Origin of the sequence: Bacillus altitudinis (genome assembly GCF_001191605.1) — a bacterium.
Lineage (GTDB): Bacteria > Bacillota > Bacilli > Bacillales > Bacillaceae > Bacillus > Bacillus altitudinis.
On the sequence record NZ_CP009108.1, the window covers coordinates 1,224,786 to 1,237,797 of the forward strand.

The following is a 13,012-nucleotide window of genomic DNA, read 5'->3' on the forward strand; positions in this document are numbered from 1 at the left end:
GCCCTTTTGCTTAAAAGTATGTGTGTTGAGTCATGATGCTACGATGTTGCCTGTTTTAAGATATCGGTAATATCCTCTGGTGTCGTCCGGCAGCAGCCGCCGATGATTTGTGCGCCGTCTTTATACCATTGCTGCGCACATTCACCAAATGTATGGTGAGACGTATCGCCGCTCCAAACCTTTTCTTCAGGATCATATAATTCCCCTGAGTTCGGATACACGACAATCGGTTTGCTCGTCCCTTTTTTCATCTCCTGAATAAGAGAAGACATATATTGCGGCGGTGTACAGTTTACGCCAACAGCAGCGATTTGCTCATATGGCTCGAGTGCTTGTACACAGTCTCTAAGTAAATCTCCTTCACTAATGTGCTGACCATCTTTTGCACTAAATGTAATCCACGCATATACACCGCTGAACTCATCCTCCAGCAGTTTAGCGATGGCGATCGCTTCAATGAGACAAGGGATGGTTTCACAAGCGAGAATATCTGCACCAGCCTCTACCAATGCTTGAATTCTTGGTCTGTGAAAATCAATGAGCGCCTGCTCTGTGAGTCCGTAATTCCCCTTATATTCTGAACCGTCAGACAAATAAGCGCCGAAGGGCCCCACAGATCCAGCGACGAATGGTTTTGTCCGCTCTTTACGATGTGTCTCATCCTGCCAAAACTGCTCGCATGCTTCTTTTGCTAACGTGACAGATCGTTTCATTAATTCGATGGCTTCTTCTTTTGTATAGCCTTTTTCAGCAAAGCCATCAATTGTCGTTTGGTAGCTGGCTGTTGTTGCACAGTCAGCACCTGCTTGGAAGTAGTCCAAGTGTACTTGCTGAATCAATTCTGGCTGTTCAATGAGGATTTTGGCTGACCATAAACTGTCGTTTAAATCACAGCCCTTTCGTTCAAGCTCCGTTGCAAGTGCACCATCTAAAATCAATGGTGTGTGAGCCTGTAAACGGCTTTGAATAGGATTCATATAAATCAAACAGCCTCCTTTGTCGATCGGAAATAATGGATATGATATGAGGCAGTAGTTTAAATGACTAAAGTGTTTTTGTCAAGGAGAGGAATAAGCATCATATGACGGAAAAACCCTGAAAACATGCGGGTTTGAGTGCATAAACATACAGTTGAAATAATAGAAAACCAAGTCATTGACAGCCTCTAAAAAGAGATATATATTATGGAAAGGTTCATTTCAGAAAGCTTCATCAAAAGGCGCCGTCTTTTGATTTTTATTTTGTCCAACGACTGTCTTCTTTCGTGCAGAAAGAGGGTTTTTTATATGCTTAAAAAAGGAGGAAAGAAGAAATTGAAAAAATGTGTAAAAGATATTGCAATGATTCTAGTCGGTTCTTTTTTATTTGCTGCAGCTGTGAACATGTTTGTCATTCCACTTGAGTTTGGTGAAGGCGGCGTAACGGGGCTGTCCATCATTTTCTACTATATGTTTGAGATTGCGCCGTGGCTGACAAACCTTGTGTTGAATGCGATTTTATTACTTGTGGGGTATAAATACTTGGACAAGAAGACCACGATCTACACAGTGGTAGCTGTCGCGAGTAACTCTCTATTTTTACATTTGACCACTACATGGGTGGTGAATGTCCATGAATTGATCATTGGTTCTATTTTCGCAGGGATCATCATTGGGATTGGCATTGGTCTTGTTTTAAGAGCGGGCGGTACAACAGCGGGATCTGCCATTCTTGGCCGAATTGCGAATAAGTATCTAGACTGGAACGTGAGCTACGCCATCTTGTTCTTTGATCTGATCGTTGTTTTTGCTTCTTACTTTATTATTGGTGCGGAAAAATTAATGTTTACGATTGTGATGCTGTATGTGGCGACTAAGGTGATGGATTTCGTCATAGAAGGGCTTAACACGAAAAAAGCAGTGACGATTATTTCTTCATGCAAAGATGATATTGCAGAAGAAATCAATCACACCTTGGATCGAGGCGTGACCATTTTAAACGGTCGCGGTCATTATTCGAAGGAATCGAAGGAAATTCTCTATGCAGTCATTCAAAAACAGGAGCTGATGCGTTTAAAGAAAATCATTAAGAAAATTGATCGAGACGCATTCGTTGTTGTCCATGACGTGCGGGATGTGTTTGGAGAAGGATTTGTGAATATATAAAAACGAAAAGACCCAAAAGGGTCTTTTTTTATATTTGATACCTCTTGTCACATCATACTATGTATTGTATAGTATAAAAAGTTAGGAGTTGTAAACATGAATGCACAACTAAAAAAAGGATTACTGGAATTCTGTGTATTGGCGGTATTAAAGAAAGGCGATTCCTATGGTTATCAAATGATTAAAGATATGTCCCATTGTATTGAGATTTCAGAATCGACATTATATCCGATATTAAAGCGGTTAGAGCAAAACAATTATGTGGAGACCTATTCACAGGAACATAACAGTCGATTAAGAAAATACTACCGGATGACAAAGAACGGACGGGAGCATATCGCGCAATTTTTAGCGGAATGGGATCAAGTGATGGCGATTTACGACTTTATTTCTGGAGGACAGAGCAATGAATAAAAAAGAATTTTTAGCCAGCTTGGAGAAGCATCTGCATCGTCTAGGCGAAAAAGAAAGTGATCGGTTCATCGAGTATTACGATGAAATGATCGAGGATTATCAGGAAGATGGCTACAGTGAACAGGAGGCAGTTCATCAAGTCGGTCAGCCTGCCATCATCGCTGAAGGGATTATGAAGGAACAAGGAATCAAAACCGTTCAGGTGCCGACGTTTGGAGAAAAAGCCACAAGACTCTCCATCCTCATTTTGGGCTTTCCGTTATGGGGCAGTATTCTAGCAACAGTCTTCCTGCTGATTCTTTCTGTGTATATGGTGATTTGGTGCATTCCACTCGTGACAGGTACAATGACGCTAGTTGGTCTGCTCGGCGGTTTTTGGAGCATCATTGGTTCTCCGTTTATCTTTCAAGACGGTTTGCATGTGGTGGTGACGCAGATCGGAGTTGGTATTCTTCTATTAGGTGTCGGATTATTAAGCGGCATAGCCACGGCGTATTTGACAAAGCTATTTGTGCAAGGGACTGTTCAATCCACTAAGGCATTCATGGGAATGTTTAAAAAGAAGGTCGTGAGAGTATGAACGTGAATGATTTAAAAAAGCAATGCATCAAATGGGGGATCATCTTCACCGTTGCCGGAGGAATTGTCATGGCAATTGGTTTTGGACTTTCAGGCTTTGACCTAGATGCATATCAAAATAATGACCAGTACAATGTGTTCCGCACGATCAATTGGAGCAAGCCATAAATGAAAGGCCCGCTTATGCGGGTCTTTTTTTCGCTCTGGCAACAAAGAAAAAATAACAGCAAAGTGCGCCAAGGTCACAGAGCATAATAATCAGCCCCATTGGAAAGGCAGTCTGGCTACCAGCTAAGCCGACAAGTGGTGTCATGCAAGCGCCTAGCAGCATTTGCGCCACACCGATGAGGGCAGCGGCACTTCCAGCATGTGCGCCGTGATGCTGCATCGCAAGAGATGGTGCAGAGGTGCCGACAATCCCAACGCTTGAGACCACAAAAAAGAGCGGAATGAGAATGCCATACAATCCTGCATCAATAGAGATCATCACACACAAGGTGACGCCCCCTAAAGCAGCTGTCAGCAGCCCGATGCGAAGGACTTTCTCCTCACCAATTTTCGCAGCAACGCGGGCAAATACTTGTCCGGCTGTGATGATGCCAAGACTATTCACCGCAAAGGCAGCGCTGAAGCCCTGCGGAGAAAGGTTGAAAATCTCCTGCAATACAAACGGTGATCCAGAGATATACGCAAACATGGCGGCGAAGACAAGTCCTTGTGAGAGAGCATATCCGACAAAGAGTCGATCGCTCGCTAGAATTTTCATCGCACCTAGGATCTGTTTGAAGCCCCCAGTCTGTCTACGTTCCACAGGTAAGCTTTCTTTCAATGAAAACATCGATCTTAGGAGCATGAGTGCCCCGAGGATTCCTAGCAGAACAAACACACCCTGCCACGTCGTGAACCGTAACATTTGTCCGCCCACGATCGGTGCCGCTGCTGGAGCCACTCCGTTGACTAACATGAGCAAAGCAAAGAATTTCGTCATTTCTGAGCCTTCATAATGATCTCGTACGATGGCTCGTGCAATGACAATGCCTGCTGAACCAGCAAGTCCTTGAATCAGTCTTAAAAGAATGAATGTCCAAATTGATGTGACCACTGTACATAAAAGAGAGGCCGCAATAAAAATGATCAATCCAATCATGAGCGGCTTTCTTCTGCCGACTGTATCACTGATTGGACCTGCAATGAGCTGTCCAAGCGCAAGTCCAATCAAACAAGCCATGAGACTTAACTGAGACAGCGCCGTGCTTGCTTCAAAGTCACGGGCGATATTAGGTAAAGCAGGTAAATACATATCCATTGCCAGCGGTGCAAGGGCTGTTAAAGAGCCAAGAAGCGCGGCAAGGAGGAATCGATTTTTTTTCGATTCTTGGGGATAAGATAAAGAATTCATATGATGCCACTCCTTGTATACGTCCTCAAATCAGCATAATGAATCAAGCTTTCCATTTCAATCAAAATTTTCAAAGAAAATTTCGTGCAAAATAATTGATCTTTAAAAGAAGACTCTTTACATTGAATGAGTAGAGAAAAGAATCAGATCATCGGCATGCAGTGATTGCATGATACGTATATCCATTCATAGACAAACAGGAGGTGCTGGCATGGAGCAGCAAGAGTTGATCATTCGTCAAGCGGTGAGTGAAGATCATGAGGCGATCACACATGTGCTGATCAAATCATACGCACAGTATGAGCCTCAATTTACAGAGGAAGGCTGGCAAAATTATTCTGCAGCCCTGCGAGCGGCTGTAGATAACCCAAACATGGAGTTGATGCTTGTGGCCGAGCTTGAGGGCAAGGTCGTGGGGACCCTTCAAATGTTCCGATCATCAGAACAAGCATATGACAAGCCGGAGATGGGCATTACTTCAGCGATTGTCCGGTTTTTAGGGGTAGATCCTGATGTGAGAGGAAAAGGCATTGCAGAGTCATTGTTGCGTAAAAGTATAGAACTGACGCAATCGTGGGGCGAGAACGTCCTGTATCTTCATACATCGGATAAAATGCAGGCCGCCATTCGTTTATATGAAAGAATGGGCTTTGAACGGGCACTTGATAAAGAATTTGTGAATCAAAATGGGACGCATGTGAAGAGCTATCAGTATGTGATCAAAAAAGAACAGCCGGCTGGCTCATAACAAGCTGCATAAGAAGAGGAAGAGCATGTCCTGCATGGACGGGGCTCTTCCTCTTTCTCATGATACCCATACGTTCAGTGCCATATATGAAAAGCACCAAGAGATTAACCCGAACATGACAAAGAATTTCAACACATGTTCATAAGGGGTTAGCTTTCGATCTCTTTTCGTTTTCACAAGCCGCCAGTAAAGGGCATAGCCACAAAAAACCAAGATGCTTTGTCCGAGTTCTGCTACGGTTTCGATGATTGTGATTCCGTTCATTTGTTTTCACCTCACCATATGTCTTCCATAGGCAGCAGCAGTGAACCTTTATTTCTTCAAAGGAAAGCAGTGTATACTAGAATAAGAAGTAGATGCAGAAGGGGTTGTGACCGATTGTTTCCGCTATATGCAAATTCTTGGGATGACGTAATCGAGAGAAAAATCAAATACGATGATCAGGTTGTGGAACATACGTGTCAGCTGTTAGACGCACAGGAGCAGCAAGTCGTGTTGTTTCATAAAATTCAAGAACCATTTACAATGGTTGCTGGTGATGGCACTGTCACGATTCCAAAAGGGAGTTATACGACCGCCTATTATTGGACGGACCGGCCTTACAATGTCTATTTTTGGCGAGATGATCAAGGTAATGAACTTGGCTCTTATGTGAATATCGTCAGACATACATGGTTTGAAGAACGGGCGGTTGTTTTTGAAGATTTATTGATTGATCTACTCGTTCTTCCGAATGGTGATTTCTTTGTTTTGGATGAAGATGAACTGCCGGAGAGTTTAGCTTCCTTTGAGCAGGGCTCGGTTCATCGAGCACTCCGTGATGTCATCCATTCGATAGCGCACATCCTCGATCAAGTGAGGCTGGATGCGAAAGGGAAATATCATCACACCCTGTTTCAGAAGATGTTGAAATAGAAAAACGATTCCTTGCTGAAAGGAATCGTTTTTTATCAAACCTTGATCCGGTTTAGTCGTTTTTGTAAATCAGTTTTTGTTTTAGATGCTTTTAGTTGTTTGACCGCACTTTGAGCGGTTGCTTTTGTTTTCTTTGTTCGTTTGGCTTCGGCTTTTTTGACTTTTTGTTTGGTATCTGTCACTTTCTTTTGATAGGCGACTTGTTTTTTGACTTTGTCGAGCCGGTTTTGCAGGCTTGTTTTTTCTTTGCCTTTGGATAGCTTTTTAATAGCCGTTTGGGCACTTTTAATCGAGCCTTGGGTTTTATTTTTTTCAGCTGATTTGACCTTCGCTCGTGCGTCACGAATATCAATGGCTGTTTGGACTTTTTTGACTCGGTCAGTGAGTGCGGTTTTTTGCTTGCTGGCAGTGAGTCTGCCAATTTTCGTTTTGGCTTGATCAACATCTGTTTGTTTTTTAGATGTTTCGGCTGTCTTGACTGCGCTTGTCGCAGCCTTTAAAAAGGTTGACTGCGGCACATATTGCACGCGGCCATAGCCGAATTGTGGATCTTTTCCTTTTGCGCCAAGATCCACTGTATAGCTGCGCAATAAAGTACGGAGCTGAACATTTGTTTTCTTAGGATGTAGCTGTTTTAACAGCGCCAGCATCCCTGTGACATGCGGTGCCGCTTGTGATGTACCCGTTGCATACCAATATTCATTTTTCAAATAGGTACTGATGACGTTCTCGCCGGGAGCGGAAAATTCAATTCCTTTCCCCGTATTAGAGATGGAGGCGAGTTTGTCTTTGTCAGTCGTTGCGGAAACAGCAATGACACTATTGTATGCGGCAGGATAACTAATACCATTCTTCTTTCCATCATTTCCACTTGCAGCAACGACCAGCAGTCCTTTTTTGTATGCTTCATCAACTGCTGAACGTAAAATCGGAATGTTATCTTCAAAAGCTAGACTTAGGTTGATGATGTCCATCTTATTGCTAATCGCCCAATCAATGCCTCGGAGCAGACTGTATAAGTCGCCCTCTCCTTTTTTATCTAATACTTTTACAGCATACAGCTTCACACCAGAAGCGACGCCGACCGTACCGTAATCATTATTGAGCGCCCCAATTGTACCGGCGACATGTGTTCCATGTCCTTCATCATCTTTGTAAGAAGACGTGTAATCGACGAATGATTTACCACCGGCTACCTTTAAATCTTCATGTGGGAAAATGCCAGTATCGAGAACGGCTACTTTCACATTTTTCCCTGTCACACCTTCTTTGATTGCTTGCTTTACATTGAGCTTCTGCAAGTTATAAGATTTTTGTACCAAAGCATCCTGACCAGTAGCAGCAGCCGTTTTTTTCACGGTAGAAGCAGCGAGTTTGACCCTAACGTTTTTTGAAACATAAGCGATGTTCGGGTCTTTTTTAAGTGAGGTGACAGCTTGCTCATCTGCTGTCACTGCTACAGCTGGAAGATGTATGTATTGAGCGTTCACTTTTTCACTTTCTTGAATAGCCGTCTGTTTTCCTTTTTGATTTTTATAGACGATGATGACATCTGTTTCTTTTGGTGGTGCAACTGCCTGCGAATGGAAGGGCAAAGCAGTTGTCAAAGCAAGAAGAAACGCGATGACCACGACGATTTTCTTTTTCAAGGCAATGGCTCCTTGCATATGAGGTGACCTCCGTCTTTTTTTCTTTATTATATCGGAGAAATAGGATGGATGGTTAGAAGAATCATAGTCTGGAAAGAAAGTTTTTTTCACACGTATCCCGAAATTGAATTTCATAGAATTCTAGTAGACAATAGAGAGATCATAATATGAGAAAGAAGGACATGCCGATGAATGTAAAAGAGTATATGACGTATGATGCGACGGGACTGGCGTCACTTGTGCAGAAAAAGCAGGTCACGCCCAAAGAGCTTGTACAAGCTGCATTTACTAGATTGGAAGAAGTGAATCCAGTACTAAATGCGGTGATTCAGACAAGGCGAGATCAAGTGTTCAAAGACATGAAGTCACTAGATGCGGATCAGCCGTTTGCTGGTGTTCCGTTTGTGTTGAAAAATATATCGCAGGGGCTGGAACATGAACCTTTGACGGCGGGTGCTTTGCTGTTAAAGGATGTAAAGGCGCAAACAGATTCCCACTTTGTCCGTCGATTGAAGCAGGCTGGGCTCCTCATGATCGGTCATACGAACACACCTGAATTCGGATTGCGAAATGTGACAGAACCCTTTTTATATGGTCCGACGAGAAACCCTTGGAATGCTGACTATTCTCCGGGCGGTTCAAGCGGCGGGACGGCAGCAGCTGTGGCAAGCGGCATCGTACCGGCGGGTGGAGCGAGTGATGGCGGAGGGTCTATTCGGATTCCGGCATCCTTTACTGGTTTATTTGGACTCAAGCCAACAAGGGGGAGAACACCGGTCGGCCCGGGTGCAGGAAGGCAGTGGCAAGGAGCTTCCATTGACTTTACGCTCACAAAAACAGTTCGAGACAGTGCAGCCCTGCTTGATTTGCTTCAAGTCATTCAGCCAGAGGCTGCGTTCCAAACGCCATTATATGACGGTAGCTATCAGGAGGATTTAGTGAAACGAACCTCTTCGATGCGAATTGCTTACAGTGTAGACTCTCCAGTAGGCACGAAGGTGAGTGAGGAAGCAAAGCAGGCAGTCTTGAACACTGTGAAATGGCTGAGTGAACAAGGGCATCAAATAGAGGAAGCGAAGCCGGACATTGATGGTGTCCATCTGATGCAGCAATATTATGTCATGAACAGCGGTGAAATGTCTGCCTTATTTACCTCTCTGGCTCGTTCATTCGGGCGTCCGGTGAAGCCTGAGGAGACAGATATTGTGGCATGGGTACTGGCGGAAGCAGGAAAAAATGTGACAGCTGCTGATTATACAGAAAGTCTTGATGCATGGGATATGGCCGCTGCAAAAATGGCCGCATTTCATCAAACCTACGATCTATATGTGACCCCAGCTACTGCCTATTCGGCTCCAAAGGTTGGCGAGCTGATGCATAACGATCAAGAAATTGCTGCATTGTTACGTGTGTCATCCCTTTCAATGCAAGCACAGCAGGATCTGATTTATGAAATGTTCCTCAAGAGTTTGACCTACACACCATTTACACAGCTGGCTAACCTAACCGGCCAGCCATCTATGAGTGTGCCAGTTCATCTCACAGAAGCAGGCATGCCTTTAGGCGTACAGGTGACAGCACCGAAAGGAAAAGAGGACTGGCTGCTCAGACTGGCGTCAGAAATAGAATCATCCTCATTATGGAAAGGAACGCATCCATTACTGAATCAATAATACAATGGCATCGACGTTGGTCTATGGAGGAAAGGAGTGTCACACGTGAGTACGAAGGACAAAATCATTCAAACGGCCGCACTTCTTTTACGTAAACAGGGGTATCATGCGACAGGGTTGAATCAAATCATTCGAGAGAGCGGCACGCCGAAAGGATCTCTTTATTATTACTTTCCAAATGGAAAAGAAGAGCTAGCCATAGCAGCCGTTGAATATATGAGTCAAAGGGTCATCGATCAAATTGAAGCAAGCTTTGCCTATTCTGATGACCCATATGTCGCCGTCGATCATTTTATGACAAATATTATTCGGGGTTTTATGGAGCAAGAAAGTGAAAGAGGGATACCGATTGTCTTACTGGCGGCAGAGTCAAAACCTGAACATACAAAACTTCATGCTGCATGCAAACAAGAAATGATCCGCTGGCAAGAGCTTGTCAAAGAAAAGCTGATGAATAGCGGATATGATGAAATAAAAGCGGATGAGCGGGCATCTCTCCTTCATTCAATGGTCATCGGCGGATTATCAATGACTACTGCATTAAAGCAAACGACACCTTTAGAGCACGTAAAATGTTACCTTAGACACTTATTTATGCGAGAAGAGTAAAATCTCTCGCATATTGCCTATCTATTATATCAATTGGTCTATATAATAAAGATAGTCAATTAGTCATGAGGAGTGATGGGATGTCGGAGCAACCACAATCGATCAAGCAATCCGAAGATACCTCTTTTTATACCGTGTCCGGTTCGGGGGAGCTGTATGGTTTGGAAAATCAGCTTGTACATGTGCTGGCAGAAGCAAATCAAACAAATCAACTGTTTGAGCTTGTCTTAATCACAGGTGGGAAAGGTGCTTACTTTCCGCTGCATTGTCATGAGACGCTATTTGAAACCATCTTTGTGCTGGAAGGGAAGCTGGAAGTGATACTGGACGGTAAAAAGTATATGGTGACGGCCTGCGATTATATTCATATTCCGCCCAAAACAATTCATGGCTATAGAATGCATAGTCACAAAACAAGGTTTATTTCTTATACACTGGGCGGGCAAATGACAGATGTCTATCAGCAAATCGGAAAGAGGCTGTTGCAGAATGAATGGCCGATGACTGATCACCCATTTGATGCAGACAGCTTTCATCAGGCTGAAAAAGAAAGCGATATCATGTTGATGCATGGCATTAGGGAGCTATCCAATACAACCAAGCCAGCTGTTTTGTTTCATAGTCAGCTCCCGCGCGCAGTGCAGCCATATGTGCTGGAGGCTGGTGAAGGAAAGCAATACATGGTCGAAGGTCAGCTTCATGAGCTGATTGCGACAACGGAAACAACAGGAGACGGATTTAGTTATTTTGTGATTGAAGGGACAAAGGGAAAAGGGTTACGTTCGCATTATCATGAAATGCATACAGAAGCACTTTATTGTGTTGAAGGCAGAATCAATCTTCAGTTAAACGGAGAAAATATTTGCTTGATGCCAGGGGATTTTGCCTATATTCCTCCGAATACCGTTCACTTGTATGAATTCGTGTCTCATTCAAATAAAATGTTGGTTTTGCTGCTGCCTGGCTATATTGAGCAAGTGTTTGAACAATTTGAAGAAGCACAAAGTCCAGGTATGTGCCCTTATTTTATACAGGAAGGGGACATGATGGAGGATGGGGAGACCTCTGCTCAGTATGATTTGGTGTTTGTCGAAGAAAAATAGCTGTGTAACGCGTTACACAGATTTGAATAAACAGCCTGCCGAATCAATCGGCGGGTTATTTTATTTCCCTTATGGAACAGCATCCCTATTCATATGTATGAACCATCCATTCAAGGTGAAGCTATAGACATGATGACCTTAGCTAAAGGAGGAAATGCACATGAGAGCTGTCACCTATCAAGGCAAAAGCCGCATTGCGGTGAAGGAAATAGCTGTACCATCTATACAAGATCGTGAAGATGTCATCGTTCGGATAACATCTACAGCAATTTGTGGGTCAGATTTACATTTATATCAAGGGAATTTCCCGCTTCCTATCGGCTATGTGATTGGGCATGAACCGATGGGGGTGGTAGAGGAAGTCGGGCCGGATGTCACTGCGGTGAAAAAGGGAGATCGTGTCGTCATTCCATTTACCGTGGCATGTGGTCAATGCCAGTATTGCCATCATCATCTAGAAAGTCAATGCGATCACTCAAACCCCCATTATGATTCAGGCGGACTTTTTGGATACAGTGAGAAATATGGGAATTACCCCGGAGGACAGGCTGAATATTTACGTGTGCCCTTTGGAAACTATACACCATTTAAGGTACCGGATGATTGTGAGCTAGAGGATGAACAATTGCTGTTTTTATCAGATGTTCTGCCAACTGCTTATTGGAGTGTAGAACACGCAGGTGTAAAAAAGGGGGATACAGTCATTGTGCTGGGGTGTGGACCTGTTGGGTTAATGGCACAGCAATTTGCTTGGCAAAAGGGAGCAGAGCGGGTCATTGCTGTTGATTACATAGACTATCGCCTTCACCATGCAAAACGAATGAGCGGCGTAGAAGTATTTGATTTTACAGAAGACCCTGACATGGGAGAAACCCTAAAAGAGCTCACTAAAGGCGGGGCGGATGTTGTCATTGATTGTGTGGGGATGGATGGAAAAAAGTCACCGCTTGAAAAGATTGAACAGAAGCTCAAGCTGCAAGGCGGAACGATAGGGCCCATTCAAATTGCCACAAAAGCCGTGAGGAAATGCGGGACTGTTCAGCTGACGGGTGTGTATGGAGGTCTTTACAATATGTTCCCATTGGGTGCTTTTTTCGCAAGAAACGTCACGCTGAAAATGGGACAGGCACCGGCGAGAGGGTACATGTCAAAGCTTTATCAAAAAGTGACAACCGGGGAAATTGATCCTAGAGCGATCATCACGCATCAATTACCGCTAGATGATGCAGCTCATGCGTATCACATATTCAATGAAAAACAAGATGATTGTATAAAAGTCATCTTAAAGCCATAAAAAGAAGGCTTAGGATATTTCCTAAGCCTTTAATGTGCGCTCGTCCATCATTTTTTCGATTAATTCAAAAAATGTTTTTTTATCTTCTTCTGATAGGTGATTGAACAGTTGATTGACAAGCAGCTGACGATTGTCGATCATTTGTCTGGCGATTTGTTCGCCTGATTCAGAGAGTGTAATCCATACCGTACGGCGGTCATTGTTATTTCTAGAGCGGATAATCAGCCCTTCATCTTCTAAGTGATTGAGAGCGGTTGTTGTTGCGGAGGGAGATAATGAAACTTCCTGCAGAATATTTTTCACAGTACATGATTGATGGCGGTAGATGATGCGTAAAATAAACCCTTTTACATTCGTGACGTTTTTGGGGATATTCTCTTCATCTATTCGTTTCGTCGCCTTTAAATACTTTGTCAGTGCATGGTCTAACAAACTTGCCTCTAGCTCGAAATGTTGCATTCTCCATACCTCTTTTCCTATTGCAT

The 13,012-nt window shown here is 43.6% G+C and carries 15 protein-coding genes; 10 read left to right on the top strand and 5 right to left on the bottom strand.

The features are described 5' to 3' along the window. Positions 1-38: 38 nt before the first annotated feature. On the bottom strand, positions 39-977 hold the full coding sequence (gene mmuM / locus ID12_RS06295) for a homocysteine S-methyltransferase (protein WP_050827662.1): 939 nt from the start codon (positions 975-977) through the stop codon (positions 39-41). A gap of 336 nt (positions 978-1,313) precedes the next feature. On the opposite strand from mmuM, the gene ID12_RS06300 reads away from it, so the two are divergent. The 4 genes from ID12_RS06300 to ID12_RS19335 all read left to right on the top strand — a co-directional run bounded on the left by ID12_RS06300 (position 1,314) and on the right by ID12_RS19335 (position 3,305). Then, positions 1,314-2,144: a YitT family protein gene (locus ID12_RS06300; RefSeq protein WP_025206673.1), complete on the top strand. Its 831-nt coding sequence runs from the start codon at positions 1,314-1,316 to the stop codon at positions 2,142-2,144. 96 nt (positions 2,145-2,240) lie between these two features. Then, complete coding sequence (locus ID12_RS06305; protein ID WP_025206674.1) at positions 2,241-2,558, top strand: PadR family transcriptional regulator; 318 nt, start codon at positions 2,241-2,243, stop codon at positions 2,556-2,558. Further along, positions 2,551-3,138 (top strand): DUF1700 domain-containing protein, encoded by a 588-nt coding sequence (locus ID12_RS06310; protein ID WP_035390581.1) that lies wholly within the window; start codon positions 2,551-2,553, stop codon positions 3,136-3,138. The genes ID12_RS06305 and ID12_RS06310 overlap by 8 nt, the downstream gene beginning before the upstream one ends. Next, positions 3,135-3,305 (top strand): hypothetical protein, encoded by a 171-nt coding sequence (locus ID12_RS19335; RefSeq protein ID WP_017360401.1) that lies wholly within the window; start codon positions 3,135-3,137, stop codon positions 3,303-3,305. Before ID12_RS06310 ends, ID12_RS19335 begins: the two co-directional genes overlap by 4 nt. Positions 3,306-3,318: 13 nt before the next feature. On the opposite strand, the gene ID12_RS06315 is transcribed toward ID12_RS19335, so the two are convergent. Then, entirely contained in the window at positions 3,319-4,536 is a 1,218-nt protein-coding gene (locus ID12_RS06315; RefSeq protein WP_048001339.1) for a multidrug effflux MFS transporter, read from the bottom strand. Positions 4,537-4,747: 211 nt separating this feature from the next. Here ID12_RS06315 and ID12_RS06320 point away from each other — a divergent pair, with 211 nt between their 5' ends. Beyond that, positions 4,748-5,284 carry a GNAT family N-acetyltransferase gene (locus ID12_RS06320; RefSeq protein WP_008342165.1) on the top strand — a complete coding sequence of 179 codons (537 nt, stop codon included), beginning with the start codon at positions 4,748-4,750 and terminating at the stop codon, positions 5,282-5,284. 57 nt (positions 5,285-5,341) lie between these two features. Here ID12_RS06320 and ID12_RS06325 read toward each other — a convergent pair whose 3' ends face one another. Further along, positions 5,342-5,548, bottom strand: coding sequence for a hypothetical protein (locus ID12_RS06325; protein ID WP_050826886.1), 207 nt, complete (start codon positions 5,546-5,548; stop codon positions 5,342-5,344). A gap of 114 nt (positions 5,549-5,662) precedes the next feature. Between ID12_RS06325 and ID12_RS06330 the strand changes: the two genes are divergently transcribed. Next, positions 5,663-6,199 (top strand): ribonuclease FAU-1 family protein, encoded by a 537-nt coding sequence (locus tag ID12_RS06330; RefSeq protein ID WP_035390575.1) that lies wholly within the window; start codon positions 5,663-5,665, stop codon positions 6,197-6,199. A 35-nt stretch (positions 6,200-6,234) separates the two neighbouring features. Here ID12_RS06330 and ID12_RS06335 read toward each other — a convergent pair whose 3' ends face one another. Next, complete coding sequence (locus ID12_RS06335; protein ID WP_234717168.1) at positions 6,235-7,848, bottom strand: S8 family peptidase; 1,614 nt, start codon at positions 7,846-7,848, stop codon at positions 6,235-6,237. A gap of 188 nt (positions 7,849-8,036) precedes the next feature. On the opposite strand from ID12_RS06335, the gene ID12_RS06340 reads away from it, so the two are divergent. The 4 genes from ID12_RS06340 to ID12_RS06355 all read left to right on the top strand — a co-directional run bounded on the left by ID12_RS06340 (position 8,037) and on the right by ID12_RS06355 (position 12,527). Further along, positions 8,037-9,521 carry an amidase gene (locus tag ID12_RS06340; protein ID WP_050827664.1) on the top strand — a complete coding sequence of 495 codons (1,485 nt, stop codon included), beginning with the start codon at positions 8,037-8,039 and terminating at the stop codon, positions 9,519-9,521. Between the two features lie 45 nt (positions 9,522-9,566). After that, the gene (locus ID12_RS06345; RefSeq protein WP_008342160.1) at positions 9,567-10,130 is read left to right on the top strand and encodes a TetR/AcrR family transcriptional regulator; all 564 of its coding nucleotides are present in this window, start codon (positions 9,567-9,569) and stop codon (positions 10,128-10,130) included. Between the two features lie 80 nt (positions 10,131-10,210). Continuing rightward, on the top strand, positions 10,211-11,233 hold the full coding sequence (locus ID12_RS06350; RefSeq protein WP_050826888.1) for a quercetin 2,3-dioxygenase: 1,023 nt from the start codon (positions 10,211-10,213) through the stop codon (positions 11,231-11,233). A 160-nt stretch (positions 11,234-11,393) separates the two neighbouring features. Next, positions 11,394-12,527: a zinc-dependent alcohol dehydrogenase gene (locus tag ID12_RS06355; RefSeq protein WP_050826889.1), complete on the top strand. Its 1,134-nt coding sequence runs from the start codon at positions 11,394-11,396 to the stop codon at positions 12,525-12,527. 21 nt (positions 12,528-12,548) lie between these two features. Here the strand turns inward: ID12_RS06355 and ID12_RS06360 are convergent, their stop codons facing one another. After that, complete coding sequence (locus ID12_RS06360; protein ID WP_007498406.1) at positions 12,549-12,986, bottom strand: MarR family winged helix-turn-helix transcriptional regulator; 438 nt, start codon at positions 12,984-12,986, stop codon at positions 12,549-12,551. Positions 12,987-13,012: the final 26 nt, after the last annotated feature.

Excerpts from the sequence above, each read along its gene's own strand:
- ID12_RS06305 (WP_025206674.1), top strand. The coding sequence starts at position 2,241 with ATGAATGCACAACTAAAAAAAGGATTACTGGAATTCTGTGTATTGGCG.
- ID12_RS19335 (WP_017360401.1), top strand. The coding sequence starts at position 3,135 with ATGAACGTGAATGATTTAAAAAAGCAATGCATCAAATGGGGGATCATC.
- ID12_RS06325 (WP_050826886.1), bottom strand. The coding sequence starts at position 5,548 with ATGAACGGAATCACAATCATCGAAACCGTAGCAGAACTCGGACAAAGC.
- ID12_RS06320 (WP_008342165.1), top strand. The coding sequence starts at position 4,748 with ATGGAGCAGCAAGAGTTGATCATTCGTCAAGCGGTGAGTGAAGATCAT.
- mmuM (WP_050827662.1), bottom strand. The coding sequence starts at position 977 with ATGAATCCTATTCAAAGCCGTTTACAGGCTCACACACCATTGATTTTA.
- ID12_RS06310 (WP_035390581.1), top strand. The coding sequence starts at position 2,551 with ATGAATAAAAAAGAATTTTTAGCCAGCTTGGAGAAGCATCTGCATCGT.
- ID12_RS06355 (WP_050826889.1), top strand. The coding sequence starts at position 11,394 with ATGAGAGCTGTCACCTATCAAGGCAAAAGCCGCATTGCGGTGAAGGAA.
- ID12_RS06350 (WP_050826888.1), top strand. The coding sequence starts at position 10,211 with ATGTCGGAGCAACCACAATCGATCAAGCAATCCGAAGATACCTCTTTT.
- ID12_RS06360 (WP_007498406.1), bottom strand. The coding sequence starts at position 12,986 with ATGCAACATTTCGAGCTAGAGGCAAGTTTGTTAGACCATGCACTGACA.
- ID12_RS06340 (WP_050827664.1), top strand. The coding sequence starts at position 8,037 with ATGAATGTAAAAGAGTATATGACGTATGATGCGACGGGACTGGCGTCA.
- ID12_RS06315 (WP_048001339.1), bottom strand. The coding sequence starts at position 4,536 with ATGAATTCTTTATCTTATCCCCAAGAATCGAAAAAAAATCGATTCCTC.